This window comes from Acidovorax sp. BLS4 (genome assembly GCF_032929295.1).
Taxonomy (GTDB): Bacteria; Pseudomonadota; Gammaproteobacteria; order Burkholderiales; family Burkholderiaceae_C; genus Paracidovorax.
The window spans coordinates 3234684-3252215 of record NZ_CP136797.1 but is presented as its reverse complement, the minus strand read 5'-3'; the positions used below and the strand labels follow the sequence as shown (position 1 = coordinate 3252215).

Below are 17532 nucleotides of genomic sequence, written 5' to 3'. Positions count from 1 at the left end.
AATGCTCATTGAGCACGGGCTTGGTACATTGCCCGGTGAGCGTGATCATCTCGCGTCAGATGAACCCAACGCCTGGCTGCCCTCGCCCACCTGAACCCCCGGTTCAGGATGCCGGTCCGGTGGCATTCGCAGACACCTGTTTCTCCCACGGCCCGGCGGTTTTCACGCCGGCGTCGACAGTCCCCACGAATAGCTCTGGCGGCTCGCCAGCAGGCTTCTGAAGGCTTCGGCCGGCATCGCCGGCGCGCACAGATACCCCTGGAAGTAGCGGCAGTCCATCTGCTCCAGCGCCATGCGCTGCTGCTGGGTTTCCACGCCTTCCGCCACCACTTCGATGTGCAGCGCGCGCCCCATGTGCACGATGGCATTGATGATCGCGCGGTCGCCGTCGTCGTCGGGCAACCCCCGCACGAACGACTGGTCGATCTTGAGCTTGTGGATCGCCAGCTTTTTCAGATAGGCCAGGCTGGAATAGCCGGTGCCGAAATCATCGATGGCCAGGCCGATGCCCAGTTCGGCCAGCGCCTGCAGGCGCTGCTCCATCTCCAGCGCATCCTGCAGCAGGATGGTCTCGGTCAGCTCCAGTTCGAGCAGCGAGGCCGGCAGGCCGTGCTTGAGCAAAAGCTGCGTGAGCCGATCGACGAAATCGGGCTGGCGGAATTCCAGCGCCGACACGTTGACGGCCATCACGAGCGGCGAGCCCGAGCGCATCCAGCGCGCAGCCTCCTGCACGGCCTGCTCCATGACCCATGAACCCAGCGTGATGATGTAGCCGGACTCTTCGGCCAGAGGAATGAAAACGCCCGGCGAAATGGGCCCCAGTTCCGGATCGGTCCAACGCAGCAGCGCCTCGGCGCCCACCACGCTGCCGGTCGCCATGGCGACCTGCGGCTGGTAGTGGACCACCATGCGCTGCTGGCCCAGGGCCTGGCGCATGGCGTGTTCGAGCTTCATGCGCGACAGCAGGTCGGCATTCATCTGCGGCTGGTAAAAGCCGTAGCTTCCGCGGCCGCGCTCCTTCACGCGGTACATGGCGGTGTCGGCCTGCTTGATGAGGTCGTCCAGCGTCTCGCCGTCCTGCGGGTACAGCGCCACCCCAATGCTGCACTGAATGGAAAACCCCATGCCGTCGAGCATGAAGGGGCGCAGCATGTCCTCGAGCATGCGCCGCGCCACGCCTTCGGCGATCGCGGCATCGCCCCCGTGCAGGTACACCACGAACTCGTCGCCGCCCAGGCGGCACAGCATGTCGCTCTGGCGCAGGCACCCCTGCAGGCGCTTGGCCACGATCTGCAGCACGCGGTCGCCGAACAGGTGGCCCAGGGAGTCGTTGATGATCTTGAACCGGTCCAGGTCCACGAACAGGATGGCGAAGCTGCCGGCGTCCGGCCGCGGGCCCTGCTCAATCGCGTCGATGGCTTCGCCCACGCGGCGCGACAGGCGCAGCCGGTTGGGCAGGCCGGTGAGCACATCGCTGTACGCCAGTTCCTCGATGCGCGTGCGCGCCGCATGCTGCTGCGTGAGGTCGCGCATGAAGCCGATGCTCTGCAGCGCATTGCCCGTCTCGCTGCGCAGCACCACCCACGACAGGTGCACCGCGCAGGCCCGTCGCGCGGCCCCGTTCGCGCCGCCCTCGGGCAGGCGCAGCTCGCCCTCCCAGAAGCCGTCGCGGTCCCACGCCGCCAGGACGTGCTCCATCCAGCCGGGCTGCGCGCCCTCGGCTCCGAAGAGCGAAACCGCGGGCACGCCCTGCAAGGCGACCGCGGGCGCGCCGATCAGCCGCTCGCAGCTCGGGTTCATGCGCACGATCTGGTGCCGGTCATCGGCGATGAAGATGGCATCCAGGCTGGAGTCGAACACCCGCGCGGCGAGCCGCAGGCTGGCCTGCGCCTCGGCGTTCAGCGTCACGTCGCGGAACGAGAACACCCGGCCCACGGGGCGGCCCTGGCTCAGCTGCGGCACTGAGCGGCGCTCGATGATGGTGCCGTTGCGCAGGTGCAGGATGTCCGTGGTCTCGCGCCCCGGCTCCAGCGCGATGGACGACAGCCGCGCCCGGTAGGCATCGGCATCGGCCACCTGCTGCTGCATGTGGGCCACCACGGCAGCATCATTGCGCTGCACCAGCAGGTCCTCGGGCATGCCCCACAGCTGCGCCAGCCGCTGGTTGAAGGCCCGCATGCGCCCGGCCATGTCGTACACCAGCATGCCGTCGGCGGCGGAGTCGAGCGTGGCGCGCAGTTCGGACAGCAGGATTTCCAGCTCGCGCTCGGTCGAGGCCTGCTCGCGGCGATCGATCATGGTCACCAGCAGCAGCGCCTCGCCCTCGGGCGAATCCACGCGCGACACGCGCCGGTCCACCGGAATGAACTGGCCATCGCCCCCGAGCAGGCCGGAGTGCGACTGGATGCCGCGCATCAGCGCATCCCGACCCTGCGCCCAGAAGTACAGGTCTTCCGGCGTGCAGGCCAGGAGTTCGACGGCGTCCGCGCCTTCCATGGTTTCGGGCGAGCGCCCGAGCAGCGCGGCCGCGCTCTGATTGGCGAAGCGCACCGTGAGCCCCTCGGGCTCGACCAGCCACACGGCCTCCAGCAACCCGTCGAACACGGCGCGCCACACGCTGCCTTGCGGGCCGCGGATCACGCGGGGGCCCCGGTCGGCGCTGCGTCGACGGCCCGTTCGAAGTAGTAGCAGATCCTCTTTCGGGGCGACAGATAGTCGAGCGCATCGCGCGGCAGCTGCGCGGGCCGCAGGCTGCGGCGGATGCCCAGCGCCGGCTGGTCTTCCAGATCGATCACCAGGGCATCGTCCTTGGAGACGCCGGACTCGTGCACGATCACCTTGGGCCGCAGCGGGCGGGCCGAATTCACGGCTGTCACGATGGCGTAGCGGTCGTCCACGAGCTGCACGATCGAGCCCGGCGGGTACACGCCCATCATGCGGATGAAGGCCCGCAGGACCACGGCGTCGAACCGTTGCTTGTGCTGCGCGAAGATCACCGACAGCGCCTCGTGCGGGGTCAGCGCGTTGGCGCCCCGTAGCGGATTGCACAGCCGATCGTAGTAATTGACCAGCGCCAGCACCTGCCCTCCGCGGGAGATATCGGCCCCTTTGAGCTGGAGCGGAAAGCCCGTGCCATCGGCCATTTCATGGTGATGCGCGATGGCTTCGATGACGGCGGCGCCCAGGCCCATGCGTTCTGCCAGCACCACCGATTCGCCGACATGCGCCTCGTACAGGGCCTGGTCGGCCGGACCCAGCGCGGAATGCGGCTGAGCCACATGGGGCGGCAGCGTGATCTTGCCCAGATCGTGCAGCAGCGCGGCCGCGCCCAGGGGCTGCAAGTCCTCGCCCAGCAGGCCCAGGGCCTTGCCCAGCAGCAGCGAAAGCACCATCACGTTGACCGAATGCAGCGCCGCGCGCGTGCCGACGCGCTCGGAGAGCAGGCGGATGGCGGAGTCGCCCTGGTCGAGCAGCTCATCCACGCAGGTGGACACCAGCGCGTTGGTGGAAGCACGCGCCTCCGAGGGGTCTTGCTCGGCGCTGGTGGCCAGGCGCTCGTACACCCGCGTGGCACGGGCGAAGCGCTCGTCGCAGGCAGCCAGGGAACGGCTCTGCGCCTTGATGCGCTCGCGGAACTCCGCCATGGAGGCCTGGGCGATCGAAGGCCCTGTCTCCACCGGTGCCCGGGCGGCTTCGGTCACGGGATCGGGCGCGGAAGGGTGGCCGGGCGGCAGCAGGCCCTGCACCGAGGGATCGCTTTTGGAAGGAATCCACCGCACCTGGGACAGGCCCAGGGCGGCCAGGGTACTGATCTGCTCCGGCGAGGCGATGCGGAAACTGCTGACCGGAAAAGGGTGGTTCATCCAGCCCAGATCGAGCTGGATGTACATGCCTACACGCAGCCGGCCGACATCGATGAGGAGGGGATTAGTCACTTTCGGGGGGCACCGGAGGGCGCCACGGGGACGCCGGGGTATTGGTAACCATTATCACCAGTTAATACACCCCCGAATCAAATGTCAAAAACTTCACGGACTACGGTCACGATAGGCTTTGTCAACCCCCTGCGCGCAGGGATTGGCTACAGGCACCAGGGCTCGGCCTGGCGGTGGAAAACGTCCATCCACAGCCCCCAGGCGGCAATGCCGAACAGCAGCAGGCCGGACAACCGCACGCCCCACCCGCCCCGCGCGTCCCCCGCAGCACCGCCGCCCCGCAACCGTTGCCAGAGCCACTGGCCTGCCACCAGCCAGGCCGCGCCACCCACGCCGAAGCACACCATGGCCAGCGCGCCGCGCCAGGGGTTTCCGGTCAACGCCGCGAGCAGCAGCGCGGAGTACAGCAGGCCGCAGGGCATGCAGGCCCAGGCCAGGCCCGTGGAGAACAGGCCGCCGGGCGAGCGCACCCAGGGGGCGACCCGCTGCCACAGCACCCGGCCCGCATGGTCCACCCAGGCCGGCTGCCGCGCCTGGAACACCAGCAGCACGGCCCAGGCGAGCACGGCGACGTGCAGCAGCGTCCAGGCCGGCCGCAGCGCAGCCGCGTGCTGGGTCAGCCAGGCCAGGCGGTCCATGGCCCAGGCCGCCATCGCGCCCGCCAGGGCGTACCCGGCCAGCCGGCCCAGATGGAAAGCGAAGGGCCGTGCCCACACCCGGTCCGCCGGCAAAGCCAGGCCGCGGCCCGCCCATCGCACCGTCTGCGCCCCTGCGTTTTCCGCCGCGGCGTGGCCTGGGCCGCCAGCGCGCACCAGCGCCCCGCAGGGCGCCGCGCACATCGCCAGGCAATGCGGGCCGCCCGCCAGCCCCATGGCCAACGCGGTCCAGACCAGGGTGTCGGGCATGGCGGCGTCCTTCAGATGATGCGGGAAAAGCGCGCGCGGTTGCGGTCCGCCTGCAGGTAGCGATCGAACAGCATCGCCACGCCGCGCACGAAGAACCAGCCCATGGCCGTGACCTCGATGCCTTCCTGGCCGAGCACGACCAGGCCCTGCGCCTGCAGGTCCTCCAGTGCCTGCAGTTCGGTGGCGAAGTACTGCCGGAAATCGATCAGCCACGCCTGCTCCACCGGCTCGAACAGCACCTCGCCCTGGCACATCAGCGCCATGATGACGGAGCGGCGCACCAGGTCGTCGCGCGTGAGCGCCAGGCCCCGCACCACCGGCAGGCGCCCCTGGTTGATGAAGTCGTAGTACTCGTCCAGCGTCTTGGCGTTCTGGCTGTAGGTGGCGCCCACGCGGCCGATGGCCGACACGCCCAGGCCGAGCAGGTCGCAATCGGGCTGGGTGCTGTAGCCCTGGAAGTTGCGGTGCAGCCGGCCCTGGCGCTTGGCCACGGCCAGGGCGTCGCCCGGCAGCGCGAAGTGGTCCATGCCCACATAGACGTAGCCGGCATCCTGGAACGACCGCAGCGATTGCGACAGCATGGCCACCTTCGACGCCGCCAGCGGCAGATCCGCCGGCACGATGCGGCGCTGCGGCTTGAAGCGCTCGGGCAGGTGGGCGTAGGCATACAGCGCGATGCGGTCCGGCCGCAACCGGCCCACCTGCTCGAGCGTGCGCTCGAAGGACTCGGGTGTCTGCCGCGGCAGGCCGTAGATCAGGTCCACGTTGATGGACTCGAAGCCCAGCGCACGCGCGCTGGCCACCAGGTCGAAGACCTGGCTGGCCGGCTGGATGCGGTGCACGGCCTTCTGCACTTCGGGGTCGAAGTCCTGCACGCCGAAGCTCAGGCGGTTGAAGCCCAGCTCCGCCAGCAGCGCCAGCCGGCCCGCGTCCACCGTGCGCGGATCGATCTCGATCGAATACTCGCCGCCGGGCGCAAGCGTGAAGCTGCGCTGGAGCATGGCCATCAGCGACCGCAGGCCGTCATCCGACAGGAACGTCGGGCTCCCCCCGCCCAGGTGCAGCTGGCTCACCACCTGGCCCACGCCGCACTGGGCCGTGTGCAGGTCGATCTCACGGCTGAGATAGCGCAGGTACACCTCGGCCCGCTCGGGGTGGCGGGTGATGATCTTGTTGCAGGCGCAGTAGTAGCACAGCGACTCGCAAAAGGGAATGTGCACATACAGCGACAAGGGCAGTGCCTTGGCGGCCGACCCCAGGCGGCGCTGCTGCAGCGCGAGAACGTAGTCGTCCTGTCCGAAGGCCTCCACGAACCGGTCGGCGGTCGGGTAGGAGGTGTAGCGGGGGCCGGGCACGTCGAAGCGGCGCAGGAGTTCAGGGGTGACAGCGATCATGGGATTTCCTTGTGCCTGCCCAATGTGCCGCAGGCCCCGGGGGAAACCCTTGACCTGGGTCAAGGGTTCTGCAGGCGTACGCTGCCACAATTGATCCATGACAGGTGCCCGGCGTTCGCCCGGGCTCTACCACCCTGCCGGCCGCCCGCCCTCCCCTCACCACAAAGGCCTTTTCCCATGAATCCGCAAACCATCAAAGTGGCATGCTCGAACTGCAACCTTCGCGAGCTGTGCATGCCGCTGGGCCTGAACGATCAGCAACTGCAGCGGATCGACGACATCGTGGCCGTGCGCCGCAAGGTCAAGCGGGGGGCCACCCTGTTTCGCAATGGCGAGCCCTTCAGCTCGCTCTTCGCCATCCGCACCGGCTTCTTCAAGACCTGCGTGGCCACCGAAGACGGCCGCGACCAGGTCACGGGCTTTCAGATGGCCGGCGAGATCATCGGCCTGGACGGCATCGTCAGCGACCACCACACCTGCGACGCCGTCGCGCTGGAAGACGCCGAGGTCTGCGTCATGCCCTTTGACCGCATCGAGGAACTGTCGCGCGAGGTCACGGCGCTGCAGCACCACGTGCACAAGATCATGAGCCGCGAGATCGTGCGCGAGCACGGCGTGATGCTGCTCCTGGGCAGCATGCGGGCGGAAGAGCGCCTGGCGGCCTTCCTGCTCAACCTGGTGCAGCGCCTGCATGCCCGGGGCTTCTCGCAGTCCGAACTCGTGCTGCGCATGACGCGCGAGGAAATCGGCAGCTACCTCGGCCTCAAGCTGGAGACGGTGAGCCGCACCTTCTCGAAGTTCGTCGAGGACGGCATCGTCGAGGTCAAGCAGCGCCACGTGCGCATCCTGGAGACCGCGGCGCTCAAGCGCATCGTGAACTCGCAGAACTGCCACTGAGCGGCCGGCCTCCGGCACCGGCGCTGGCATTTCATGCGCCCGGGTGGTTGCGCGCGCAGTCGGCGGGCCGGTCGGTCACGGGCACGGGGCAGCGGTTCAGTTCGAACGGCGACATGGCCAGCAGCGTGGTGAGCGCGCTCGACGCCATCGTCACCAGCCAGAAAGCGAAGAAGGCGATGGTGTAGACCCCCTCGCGCGAGAGCGCCAGCGGCTGTCCGAACCAGTGCATGTCCTGTGGGTCCACCAGGGCAAAGACCAGCATTTCCAGCACGCCCGCCATCAGGAAGGCGGGCCATGCAATCCACATGAGGCGTTGGGTCCACATTGCGCTTGTCTCCTCGTTTCGGGGGGTGGTGCGGACAGGCCGCCTTCAGCGCGGCTGGTCCTGCACGGGGGTGGCCGCATGGTTGCGCGCCTTCATGGCCGGGGCCAGGCTGTTCGGCGCGCCCTGCAGCGTCTTGTTGATCTCGATGCCCTGGCGGTAATAGTCCTCGGCCACCACCGGGTCGGGGCGCACGACCGCCACCCACAGCGTGGTGAAGCCCGCCACGACCACGATGGCCGGCCCGGCAATGACCATCCAGACGAAGCCGAACTTCCACCAGGGAGCGGCCGAAGGAAGGGGAGCCGGTGCGGCAGCGATAGGGGATGGCATGGTGTTCACTCCTGACAGGAAAAGAAGAAAGGCGGTCGGACCAGCGGTCTGGCGCCTGAAACGGTGACGGTGGGGCCGGCGGCGCTCATCGCGGCACCAGGAAGACCGACTTCTCGGCGACATGGCCGCCCGAGCCCAGCGCCTGCACGTCGAACTGCACGGCATGCGATCCGGGCGGCGCGGAGCCGTAGGGGATCTGCAGGCGCACGGCCACCCAGCGGGACTCGGCCGCGCCGATCTCCACCTCGGCGTCGGACGCCACGCGCAGCCCCTGCAGCCCGCTCGCGCCGATGCGGTAGCGCTGGCCGGACTCGGTGGCATTCATGATCTGCAGGCGGTAGATGTTCTCCAGCTGCCCGCCGGCCACGATGCGCGAGAGCGCGGCGCGGTCGCGCACCACGTCCACCTTGAGCGGCGTGCGCAGCACCAGGCTGGACAGCAGCCCCACGCACAGCGCCACCAGCACCGCGGTGTAGATCAGCACGCGGGGGCGCAGCACGCGGCGCAGCATCTGCGCGCGGCCCCAGCGGGCCGCCACGCCGTTCTGCGTGGAAAAGCGGATCAGCCCCCGCGGGTAGTGCATCTTGTCCATCACGGTGTTGCAGGCGTCCACGCACAGCCCGCAGCCGATGCACTCGTATTGCAGGCCGTTGCGGATGTCGATGCCCACCGGGCACACCTGCACGCACAGCGTGCAGTCGATGCAATCGCCCAGGCCCCGGGCCTTGTAATCCACCGTCTTGGTGCGGGGACCGCGCGGCTCGCCGCGTGCGTCGTCGTAGGTGACGATGAGCGTGTCGCGGTCGAACATGGCGCTCTGGAACCGGGCATAGGGGCACATGTACTTGCACACCTGCTCGCGCATGAAGCCGGCATTGCCGTAGGTGGCGAAGCCGTAGAACAGCACCCAGAAGATCTGCCAGCCGCCCTGCATCGCCAGGAGCTCGCCCGACAGTTGGCGGATGGGCACGAAGTAGCCAACGAAGGTGAAGCCCGTCCACAGCGCCACCGCGATCCAGAGGAACTGCTTGAGCGCCTTCTTGCGCACCTTCTCGAAGGTCCAGCCCCCGGCATCCAGGCGCAGGCGGGCGCTACGGTCGCCCTCCACCCGGTGCTCGATCCACATGAAGATCTCGGTGTACACCGTCTGCGGGCAGGCGAAGCCGCACCACAGGCGCCCCGCCACCGCGGTGAACAGGAACAGCGACATCGCGCTGACGATGAGCAGGCCCGTGAGGTAGATGAAATCCTGCGGGTACAGCACCAGCCCGAACAGGTAAAAGCGCCGCGCCCCCAGGTCGAACAGCACCATCTGCCGCTCGCCCCACTGCAGCCAGGGCAGCGCATAGAAAACGAGCTGCGTGAGGGCCACCATGGCCCAGCGCCAGCGGGCGAACAGGCCGCGGATGGAGCGCGGGTAGATCTTCTTTTGCGCCTCGTACAGCGACACCATCTCGGCGGCCGCATCGGCGGCGCCAGGCGCGACCGGGGTGATGGGAATGACCTTGCGGGCAGGCCCGCTGGGTGGCTTCATGGCAGTTCTCGAAAGGGTGGGCCGGCAAGGGGACGCGTCAGCGGCTGCGCCGCCGGCCAGGGCGCGCCGCGGGAAAGGCCTGGATCGCGTTCCCCGGTGGCATCGGCGCCGTCAGCGCACCGCGTTCGCGCGGTGGGACAGGCCCCACACGTAGGCGGTGAGCACGCCGATCTGGGCCTCGGTCAGCTTGTCGGCCTGGGCCGGCATCACGTTGACCTTGCCGTGGTTGACCATGGCGGTGATGGCCGCCTCGCCCCAGCCGTGCAGCCAGACGTCGTCGGTCAGGTTGGGCGCGCCCAGGGCCGTATTGCCCTTGCCGTCCATGCCGTGGCAGGCCGCGCAGGCGGTGAACTTGGACTTGCCCAGCGAGGCGCGCAGCGAGTCGTGTGGGCTGCCCGACAGGCTCAGCACATAGTGCGCGAGGTTGCGGATGTCCTCCGGCGAACCCACGGCTGCGGCCATGGGCGGCATGGTGCCCATGCGGCCCTTCTCCAGCGTCTCGCGGATGTTCTCCGGCGCGCCGCCGTGCAGCCAGTCGTTGTCGGACAGGTTGGGAAAGCCCTTGCTGCCCCGTGCGTCCGAGCCGTGGCACTGCGCGCAGTTGTTCATGAACAAGCGCTCGCCAATGGCCATGGCCTCGGGGTTGGCGGCCATGTCCTCGGTCTTCATCGTGGCGAACCGGGCGTACAGCGGCGCAAGCTCGGTGCGCGCCTTGGCCATCTCGGCCTCGTACTCACCGGCCTGCGTCCAGCCGAACTGGCCGGCGAAGCGGCCCAGGCCCGGATAGACGGCCAGGTAGCCGAAGCCGAAGACGATGGTGAGCACGAACAGCCACATCCACCAGCGCGGCATGGGGTTGTCCATCTCCCGCAGGTCCTCGTCCCAGACGTGGCCCGTGGTGTTGTCGGTGCTGGGCGCGACCTTCTTGCGGGCCGTGATCCAGAGCAGCAGCAGGCAGCCCAGGATGCCGACCACGGTCAGCCCCGCCACATAGACCGACCAGAAATTGTGGGTGAAGTCACTCATGTCGTTCTCATTGTTTTTTGCGGATCAGTCTTGCTCGAAGGGCAGGCGCGCGGCCTCCTCGAACCGGGCCCGGTTGCGGCGCGAGAACGCCCAGACCAGGATGCCGAGGAAGCACGCCAGCGATGCCAGCGTGGCGACGATGCGCACAGTGGTGATGTCCATGACCAGCTCCTTGCGGTTCGTTACTTGAGGGCGCGGCCCATGACCTGCAGGTAGGCCACGAGCACGTCCATCTCGGTCTTGCCCTTGACCTCCTCGGACGCGGCCGCGATCTGCTCGTCTGTGTAGGGCACGCCCACCGTGCGCAGCGCCTTCATGCGCGGCGCGGCCACGGCGGGATCGACGGGCGTCTTCTCCAGCCAGCTGTAGGCGGGCATGTTGGATTCGGGCACCACGTCGCGCGGGTTGTTCAGGTGGATGCGGTGCCACTCGTCGCTGTACTTGCCGCCCACGCGGTGCAGGTCGGGGCCGGTGCGCTTGCTACCCCACTGGAAGGGGTGGTCGTACACGAACTCGCCGGCCACCGAGTAGTGGCCGTAGCGCAGCGTCTCGGCGCGGAAGGGGCGGATCATCTGCGAGTGGCAGTTGTAGCAGCCCTCGCGCAGGTAGATGTCGCGGCCCAGCAGCTGCACCGCGGTGTAGGGCTGCACGCCCGTCACGGGCTCGGTGGTGGACTTCTGGAAGAACAGCGGCACGATCTCGGCCAGGCCGCCGATGGCGACCACCAGCACGATCAGCACGATCATCAGGAAGTTGTTGGTCTCGATCTTCTCGTGCGAGAAGCCGGCCGATTTGGGGTTGTGTTCGGACATGGAATGCGCTCCTCGGGGCTCAGGCATGGGCCGTGTTCACGGCGGGGATCGACACCTTGACCGAGCGGCCCGAGATGGCGGTGGCCCACACGTTCCAGGCCATCACCAGCATGCCGCCCAGGTACAGCAGGCCGCCGGCGAAGCGGACCACGTAGAACGGATAGGTGGCCTTCACGCTTTCGACGAAGGTATAGGTGAGCGTGCCGTCGGGATTGACCGCGCGCCACATCAGGCCCTGCATGACGCCGGCGATCCACATCGCGGCGATGTACAGCACGATGCCGATGGTGGACATCCAGAAGTGCAGCTCGATGGCGGGCACCGAGTGCATCTTTTCCCGGCCGAACAGGCGCGGGATCAGGTAGTACAGCGAACCCATGGTGATCAGGCCCACCCAGCCCAGGGCACCGGCATGCACGTGGCCGACAGTCCAGTCGGTGTAGTGGCTGAGCGCGTTGACGGTCTTGATGGACATCATCGGGCCCTCGAACGTGGCCATGCCGTAGAACGACAGCGACACGATCAGGAAGCGCAGGATGGGGTCGTCGCGCAGCTTGTGCCAGGCGCCCGACAGCGTCATCACGCCATTGATCATCCCGCCCCAGCTGGGGGCCAGCAGGATCAGCGAGAACACCATGCCCACCGATTGCGTCCAGTCCGGCAGCGCGGTGTAGTGCAGGTGGTGGGGGCCCGCCCACATGTAGGTGAAGATCAGCGCCCAGAAGTGCACGATCGACAGGCGGTAGCTGTACACCGGGCGGCCGGCCTGCTTGGGGATGAAGTAATACATCATCCCGAGGAAGCCCGCGGTGAGGAAGAAGCCCACCGCGTTGTGGCCGTACCACCACTGCACCATCGCGTCCTGCACGCCGGCATAGGCCGAGTAGCTCTTCATCCAGCCGGCAGGCACTTCGGCGCTGTTGACCAGGTGCAGCAGCGCCACCGCCAGGATGAACGCGCCGAAGAACCAGTTGGCCACGTAGATATGGCGCACCTTGCGGCGGCCGATGGTGCCGAAGAACACGATGGCGTACGACACCCACACCAGCGTGATCAGGATGTCGATGGGCCATTCCAGCTCGGCGTATTCCTTGCCGGTGGTGTAGCCCAGCGGCAGGCTGATGGCCGCCGCCACGATGACGAGCTGCCAGCCCCAGAACGTGAACGACGCCAGCGGCCCCGCGAACAGGCGCACCTGGCAGGTGCGCTGCGCCACGTAGTAGCTGGTGGCGAACAGCGCGCAGCCGCCGAAGGCGAAGATCACCGCGTTGGTGTGCAGCGGCCGCAGACGGCCGTAGCTGAGCCAGGGAATGCCGAAGTTGAGTTCCGGCCAGGCCAGCTGGGCGGCGATGAAGACGCCGACCAGCATGCCCACCACCCCCCACACCACGGCCATGATCGAAAACTGCCGCACGACGGTGTCGTCGTAATGCGCGGCAGCGGTTTTTGGAGATTCCATCGTGCACCTCTTTGATTGCACGGAAAGTTTCTTCCGGATACCCGTCGGGGGCATTGACGCATGTCAATCGTTGCGATGAATGCGGCCGGAGTCACAGAGCGTCAGGCCAACCACTGGCAGCACGGCTGCCCGTACAGGGGTTGGCATGAGTCAGCAACCACCAGAGAATCGCCAATGGATCTCTACCAGGAAATCAGGAGTCACGCCGTGGTCACCGCGGCGGATTCGAACCTGAAGCGCAACACCTGTGTTGTCAATGAACAAGGCGATACAGACCCGCGTGTACGAGCGGTTCGGCATCTTTCCAGGACCAAATTCTGGACGGCGGGCCCGACTGGTCGTTCAACAGGGACGTCACTGCTTCGCCGCTACACCGACCACCCAGACGAGACTCCCTTTCTGCGCCGAGCCGAAGGAGCCTAAGCACCTTGGTAGCCACTGACCTGAAACACCCGCGATTCCTGTCGGCTCAGTCCCGCTTAGGGAGCGAAGGAGAGTTGCCCTTGGGCTGGTTGAGCGGCAGAGGGGACGCATGTGAGGCGGCGCCAGAAGGCCCGCCTCACAGGGCTTTGCCATGCATTCGAGTCGACGCCAGATCAGCTGCCGCTGCACCCGGGCAAGGTTGCGCGGGTCGCCACGGTTGCAGCACTGTCGTCGCGCCCACCTGCATTGCGGGTATAGGTGCAGCCATAACGGGCGTCAGCGACGGTGGCGGGCGTTTTCACGTCGTCGCCCGCGGGCTTGGTGCCTTTCTCGACCCACTCGGCCATCGCCTTGAATGCTTCGGACTGCTCGGCCACGGTGAAATCGCAGTGGCTGGGGGCGCGAATGGCGCGCTGCACCAGCCACTGGCCATTGCCGTTGGCCTCGACGCGGTCGCGGTAGACCTGCTCCATGTGGAAGGGCACGTACATGTCGCCCAGCGTATGCAGGGTGACCACCGGGATTCGGAACTGGCCATTGACCTGTGGCACCCAGCGCAGGCCATCGGTGCGCAGGCGGTTGGCGTCGGGTGCCGGCACCCACTTCGCGATGGTGGCGTTGAAGTCTGCCACCTCTGACGCGCTGGCGTTGAACCGGTAGACCGTACCGGTGGTGTCGATTCCCTGCTTGTTCAGGATGCCGTTGAGGGTGCCGTCGCGTCCGAAGGTGCCCCACACGGTGTTTTGCAGCGGTGCATTGGCAAAGCCCTGGTCGAAGATCGGCCGCGGCCCGCCGGTCAGGTTCATGACGATGTCTTTGAGCTTCTGTCCTTGCGGCGTCACCGGTGCAAACGATGTCTGGCTGCCGAACATGGCGTCGCGCACGCGCGGAGCGAGCGCGGCCCAGTCGGTGGTGGGTGCGGCAACGGCGGGCACACCGGCCAGCTTCTGCGCCGCCAACTGGTAGGCACCGAAATAGTTGTACAGCGACAGATCGCCCAGCACGGCGCACATCGGCAGGGCGCCCTGGTAGCGCCGCTTGTGGACCGCCGTTTGCTGCGCCTCGTCCTCGATGGCGGCGGCGGCGATGTGGCCGCCCATCGAGACACCGGTGACATAGGTGCGGGCAGGCTCTGACAGCACACGGCCGTTGGCGGCGGCAATCGCCACAAACGCATTGGCCAGCGCATTCGTGTCTTCCACGCCCACGCGCACGTCATAAAAATTCTTGGTGTAGCTGGATGCCGCCCAGGCGTAGCCGTTTTCGATCAGGTAGCGCCGGAAGGCCGGGTTGGACACGGTCAGCGCATTGCCTTCGCCCGCATAGCCGTGGGCGTACATCACCAGGATACCGTTCCAGTTCTTCGGAACCTCTACACGGTAGCCCGCGCCGGCATTCGTGCCGCTCCAGCGGTCGGTCTGCACCGTGGTGCCATCCATGGCCGCGAAAGGCAGGCTGGCGGTGGCCACGGCAAAACTGGTGCGGGTGTCTTGCACACGGGTTTCCTCTGGTACGAGGCCCCCGCCACCACCGCAAGCCGAGAGCAGCAACGCACTGACGGCGCCGATGGCAGCCGTGCGGGAAGGAATCAAAAAGCGGATCGGCTGCATGCTTGTGTCTCTCTCGTTAGGGGAGCAATGACGCCCGGATTGGCGGCGCCAGTCTAGGCACGGCTTGCGTTACCCCTGTGCGGGTTTTCCCGCGCGTTTGTCACGCGGGCGACGGGTGGCGGCAGCAGCGGTTGGTCTGCCATAGGGGCCCGTCAGCCGCTGCGTGACGCGGCGGGCGTTGAATACCGGGACGGTTTGGCTTGGCGCTCCGGTCATTCATCTCGCAGGATGCGCTCGCCCTCCTGCTCCACATCCTCGAACTGGCCCCGGGACACCGCCCAGCCCAGGCCCATCAAAACCAGCAGCACCAGCACGACGGACAGGGGAATCAGCAAGTAGAGGATGTCCATCACACACCTTCCAGCAGCGGCACGTCGCTGTGGGCGGCTGGTGCCGCAGCGGGAGCGTGCGGGGAGCCGGTACCGGCTGCCAGCCGCGCCGCATTCGCGACCACCAGCAGCGAACTGAACGCCATGCCCAGCCCGGCGAGCCACGCCGGCATCCAGCCCACGACGGCCAGCGGCACGCACAGCGCGTTGTAGAGCGCGGCCCAGCACAGGTTCTGCCGCACCACGCGCAGGGTGCGGCGCGCCAGCAGCAGCGTCTGCACCACCTGCTCCAGGTCGCCGCCCATCACCACGAAATCCGCGCGGGACTGCGCCAGCGGCACGGCGCGGCCGAAGGCGAACGACACATGGGCGCCCGCCAGCACCGGCCCGTCGTTGAGCCCGTCGCCCACCATGGCCACGCGGTGGCCGCGCGCCTGTTCGGCCTGCAGCAGCGCGAGCTTGTCCTGCGGCGTGCAGTCGCCCTGTGCCCGCTCGATGCCCACCTGCCTGGCGATGCGCCGCACCGCGCCGGGCCGGTCGCCGGAGAGCAACTGCACGGCCACGCCCGCATCGCGCAGGCGGCGCACCGCGCGGGGCGCTTCGGGGCGCAGGTCTTCGCTCCAGTCGAACCGGGCCAGCTCCACGCGCGTGCCGTCGCCGCGCTGCTCGGACAGCACCACCTGCTGACCCGTGGAGCCGCCCTCGCCCCCGTCACCTGCCGGGACGCTGGCGCCCGCATGGCGCACGGAGCCCAGGCGCACGGTGCGCTCGCCCAGGGCCAGCCGGCCGCGCGCATCGGCGGCGCCATCCGCGCCCTCATCCGCCTCCCGCAAACGCGCCACCAGGCCCTGCCCGGCCAGTTCGTGCACTTCCAGCACGTGCCAGCGCGAGGCGGCGGGCAGCCCCTCGCGCGATGCCGCAGCCACCAGCGCCCGCGACACCGGGTGCACCGAATGGCGGGCCACGGCCGCGGCCAGTGCCAGGGCGTCGGCCCGGTCCAGACCCGGCGCCGGATGCACGCCGCGCACGGCCATGCCGTCGCGCGTGAGGGTGCCGGTCTTGTCGAACACCACCGTGTCCACACCCGCCAGGGCCTCCAGCGCCTGCAGATGGCGCACCAGCACGCCCTGGCGCGCCAGCGTGCCCGCCGCGGTCAGCATGGCCACGGGCGTGGCGAGCGACAGCGCGCACGGGCAGGTGACGATGAGCACCGCCACCGCCACCATGAGCGCATGGCCCGGGTCGGTGGGCCACCACCACGCCGCAGCCAGCGCAGCCGCCGCCAGCACGGCGATGAGGAACGGCCGCGCGATGCGGTCCGCCAGTTGCGCCAGGCGCGGCTTTTGCAGCGAGGCGCTTTCCATCAGCGCCACGATCTGGGCGAAGCGCGTGTCGGCCCCCACGCGCTCCACCTTCACTTGCACGGCCGACTGCAGGTTGTAGCTGCCGGCGGTCACGGCGCTGCCCTCGGGCCGCGCCACGGGCGTGGACTCGCCCGTGAGCAGGGCCTCGTCCGCGAGCGTGTCGCCCCGCATGATGCGCCCATCGGCCGGGAAGGCCTCGCCCGGCAGCACGCGCACCGTGTCGCCCACCGCCAGGCGCCGCACGGCCACGCGCACGAAGGCGCCATCGGCCTGCAGGCGCTCCACGCTGTCGGGCAGGCGGTTCATCACCGCCTCCAGCGCGCCGGCCGTGCGGTCGCGCAGGCGCAGCTCCAGCCAGCGGCCGGTGAGCAAAAAGAACACGAACATGGTCAGCGAGTCGTAGAACACCTCGCGCCCGAAGATTCCGCTGGGATCGAAGGTGCCCGCCGTGCTCACCCCGAAGGTGATGGCCATGCCCAGCGCCACGGGCAGGTCCATGCTCACCCGGCGCAGGCGCACGTCGCGCAGCGCGTTCGCAAAGAACGGCCCGCAAGCGAAGATGACCACCGGCAGCGTGATGACCCACGAGGCCCAGCGCAGCAGCTGCTCCATCTCGGCCGTGAGGTCGCCCGGCTGCGCCACGTAGGCGGGCCACGCGTACATCATCACCTGCATCATGCAAAAGCCGGCCACCAGCCAGCGCCACAGCGCGCGGCGGTGCTCGCCTTGACGTTGCGCCCGCGCGAAGGCGTCCATGGCCGGCAGGGCCCGGTAGCCCGCGCGCCGCACCGCCGCGATCCACTGCGAGGGCCGCACGTGGGCGGCATTCCACACGACGCGCGCGCGCCGGGTGGCCGCGCTCACATCGGCCTGCGCCACACCGGGCACGGCGCGCAGGACGTCTTCGATGGTCAGGGCGCAGGCGGCGCAGTGCATGCCCTCCAGCACCACATGCGATTCCCAGGTCTGCGCGGTGGCGTCAGCGTCAGCGCCGGCACCCGCAGGCATGCGGGCGCGGCCGAACGATGGCCATTCCTGCGGATCGTCGAGCAGCGAGGCGAACTCGGCGCACGGAGCGTCCGGGGCCGGCGTTCCCGCAGCCAGGTCGGGGCGGTCGGGAGGCGGCTCGAAGCGGTGGGAAAGCATGGCCCCGAGGCTATGCGCCCTCCCCCGTCCGCACATTGACCTG

16 protein-coding genes are annotated in these 17532 nt (G+C 68.5%); 2 read left to right on the top strand and 14 right to left on the bottom strand.

The window, feature by feature from the left end; genetic code table 11:
• Window positions 1-162 precede the first annotated feature (162 nt).
• From R1Z03_RS15115 to hemN, 4 genes are all read right to left on the bottom strand, one after another.
• Window positions 163-2640: a bifunctional diguanylate cyclase/phosphodiesterase gene (locus R1Z03_RS15115; protein ID WP_284428866.1), complete on the bottom strand. Its 2478-nt coding sequence runs from the start codon at window positions 2638-2640 to the stop codon at window positions 163-165.
• Window positions 2637-3935, bottom strand: coding sequence for an HD domain-containing phosphohydrolase (locus R1Z03_RS15110; RefSeq protein WP_317352370.1), 1299 nt, complete (start codon window positions 3933-3935; stop codon window positions 2637-2639). Before R1Z03_RS15110 ends, R1Z03_RS15115 begins: the two co-directional genes overlap by 4 nt.
• Before the next feature lie 146 nt (window positions 3936-4081).
• On the bottom strand, window positions 4082-4840 hold the full coding sequence (locus tag R1Z03_RS15105; RefSeq protein WP_317352366.1) for a sulfite exporter TauE/SafE family protein: 759 nt from the start codon (window positions 4838-4840) through the stop codon (window positions 4082-4084).
• Window positions 4841-4851: 11 nt separating this feature from the next.
• Window positions 4852-6234, bottom strand: coding sequence for an oxygen-independent coproporphyrinogen III oxidase (gene hemN / locus R1Z03_RS15100; protein ID WP_284428869.1), 1383 nt, complete (start codon window positions 6232-6234; stop codon window positions 4852-4854).
• Between the two features lie 177 nt (window positions 6235-6411).
• On the opposite strand from hemN, the gene fnr reads away from it, so the two are divergent.
• Window positions 6412-7131 (top strand): fumarate/nitrate reduction transcriptional regulator Fnr, encoded by a 720-nt coding sequence (gene fnr / locus R1Z03_RS15095; protein WP_272564148.1) that lies wholly within the window; start codon window positions 6412-6414, stop codon window positions 7129-7131.
• Window positions 7132-7162: 31 nt separating this feature from the next.
• Here fnr and R1Z03_RS15090 read toward each other — a convergent pair whose 3' ends face one another.
• The 7 genes from R1Z03_RS15090 to ccoN form a co-directional block, all read right to left on the bottom strand.
• Window positions 7163-7456, bottom strand: a complete 294-nt coding sequence (locus tag R1Z03_RS15090; protein WP_317352361.1) for a hypothetical protein — start codon at window positions 7454-7456, stop codon at window positions 7163-7165.
• A 45-nt stretch (window positions 7457-7501) separates the two neighbouring features.
• Window positions 7502-7786, bottom strand: coding sequence for a FixH family protein (locus R1Z03_RS15085; RefSeq protein WP_284428870.1), 285 nt, complete (start codon window positions 7784-7786; stop codon window positions 7502-7504).
• Between the two features lie 85 nt (window positions 7787-7871).
• On the bottom strand, window positions 7872-9320 hold the full coding sequence (gene ccoG, locus R1Z03_RS15080; protein WP_284424818.1) for a cytochrome c oxidase accessory protein CcoG: 1449 nt from the start codon (window positions 9318-9320) through the stop codon (window positions 7872-7874).
• 111 nt (window positions 9321-9431) lie between these two features.
• The gene (gene ccoP, locus R1Z03_RS15075; RefSeq protein WP_317352355.1) at window positions 9432-10346 is read right to left on the bottom strand and encodes a cytochrome-c oxidase, cbb3-type subunit III; all 915 of its coding nucleotides are present in this window, start codon (window positions 10344-10346) and stop codon (window positions 9432-9434) included.
• Window positions 10347-10370: 24 nt separating this feature from the next.
• On the bottom strand, window positions 10371-10508 hold the full coding sequence (locus R1Z03_RS15070; protein ID WP_272548310.1) for a cbb3-type cytochrome c oxidase subunit 3: 138 nt from the start codon (window positions 10506-10508) through the stop codon (window positions 10371-10373).
• Window positions 10509-10528: 20 nt separating this feature from the next.
• Window positions 10529-11158 carry a cytochrome-c oxidase, cbb3-type subunit II gene (ccoO, locus tag R1Z03_RS15065; RefSeq protein ID WP_272548311.1) on the bottom strand — a complete coding sequence of 210 codons (630 nt, stop codon included), beginning with the start codon at window positions 11156-11158 and terminating at the stop codon, window positions 10529-10531.
• Between the two features lie 19 nt (window positions 11159-11177).
• Window positions 11178-12617, bottom strand: coding sequence for a cytochrome-c oxidase, cbb3-type subunit I (gene ccoN, locus R1Z03_RS15060; RefSeq protein WP_272564153.1), 1440 nt, complete (start codon window positions 12615-12617; stop codon window positions 11178-11180).
• 174 nt (window positions 12618-12791) lie between these two features.
• Here ccoN and R1Z03_RS15055 point away from each other — a divergent pair, with 174 nt between their 5' ends.
• Window positions 12792-13040, top strand: a complete 249-nt coding sequence (locus R1Z03_RS15055) for a hypothetical protein (RefSeq protein ID WP_317352349.1) — start codon at window positions 12792-12794, stop codon at window positions 13038-13040.
• Between the two features lie 173 nt (window positions 13041-13213).
• Here the strand turns inward: R1Z03_RS15055 and R1Z03_RS15050 are convergent, their stop codons facing one another.
• The 3 genes from R1Z03_RS15050 to R1Z03_RS15040 form a co-directional block, all read right to left on the bottom strand.
• Window positions 13214-14650 carry an alpha/beta hydrolase gene (locus R1Z03_RS15050; RefSeq protein ID WP_317352348.1) on the bottom strand — a complete coding sequence of 479 codons (1437 nt, stop codon included), beginning with the start codon at window positions 14648-14650 and terminating at the stop codon, window positions 13214-13216.
• 212 nt (window positions 14651-14862) lie between these two features.
• On the bottom strand, window positions 14863-15000 hold the full coding sequence (ccoS, locus tag R1Z03_RS15045; protein WP_272564155.1) for a cbb3-type cytochrome oxidase assembly protein CcoS: 138 nt from the start codon (window positions 14998-15000) through the stop codon (window positions 14863-14865).
• Entirely contained in the window at window positions 15000-17489 is a 2490-nt protein-coding gene (locus R1Z03_RS15040) for a heavy metal translocating P-type ATPase (RefSeq protein WP_372588154.1), read from the bottom strand. The genes ccoS and R1Z03_RS15040 overlap by 1 nt, the downstream gene beginning before the upstream one ends.
• Window positions 17490-17532 lie beyond the last annotated feature (43 nt).

Coding starts and splice junctions, on each gene's coding strand:
- R1Z03_RS15105 (WP_317352366.1), bottom strand. CDS start 4,840: ATGCCCGACACCCTGGTCTGGACCGCGTTGGCCATGGGGCTGGCGGGC.
- hemN (WP_284428869.1), bottom strand. CDS start 6,234: ATGATCGCTGTCACCCCTGAACTCCTGCGCCGCTTCGACGTGCCCGGC.
- fnr (WP_272564148.1), top strand. CDS start 6,412: ATGAATCCGCAAACCATCAAAGTGGCATGCTCGAACTGCAACCTTCGC.
- R1Z03_RS15090 (WP_317352361.1), bottom strand. CDS start 7,456: ATGTGGACCCAACGCCTCATGTGGATTGCATGGCCCGCCTTCCTGATG.
- R1Z03_RS15085 (WP_284428870.1), bottom strand. CDS start 7,786: ATGCCATCCCCTATCGCTGCCGCACCGGCTCCCCTTCCTTCGGCCGCT.
- ccoG (WP_284424818.1), bottom strand. CDS start 9,320: ATGAAGCCACCCAGCGGGCCTGCCCGCAAGGTCATTCCCATCACCCCG.
- ccoP (WP_317352355.1), bottom strand. CDS start 10,346: ATGAGTGACTTCACCCACAATTTCTGGTCGGTCTATGTGGCGGGGCTG.
- R1Z03_RS15070 (WP_272548310.1), bottom strand. CDS start 10,508: ATGGACATCACCACTGTGCGCATCGTCGCCACGCTGGCATCGCTGGCG.
- ccoO (WP_272548311.1), bottom strand. CDS start 11,158: ATGTCCGAACACAACCCCAAATCGGCCGGCTTCTCGCACGAGAAGATC.
- ccoN (WP_272564153.1), bottom strand. CDS start 12,617: ATGGAATCTCCAAAAACCGCTGCCGCGCATTACGACGACACCGTCGTG.
- R1Z03_RS15055 (WP_317352349.1), top strand. CDS start 12,792: ATGGATCTCTACCAGGAAATCAGGAGTCACGCCGTGGTCACCGCGGCG.
- R1Z03_RS15050 (WP_317352348.1), bottom strand. CDS start 14,650: ATGCAGCCGATCCGCTTTTTGATTCCTTCCCGCACGGCTGCCATCGGC.
- ccoS (WP_272564155.1), bottom strand. CDS start 15,000: ATGGACATCCTCTACTTGCTGATTCCCCTGTCCGTCGTGCTGGTGCTG.
- R1Z03_RS15040 (WP_372588154.1), bottom strand. CDS start 17,489: ATGCTTTCCCACCGCTTCGAGCCGCCTCCCGACCGCCCCGACCTGGCT.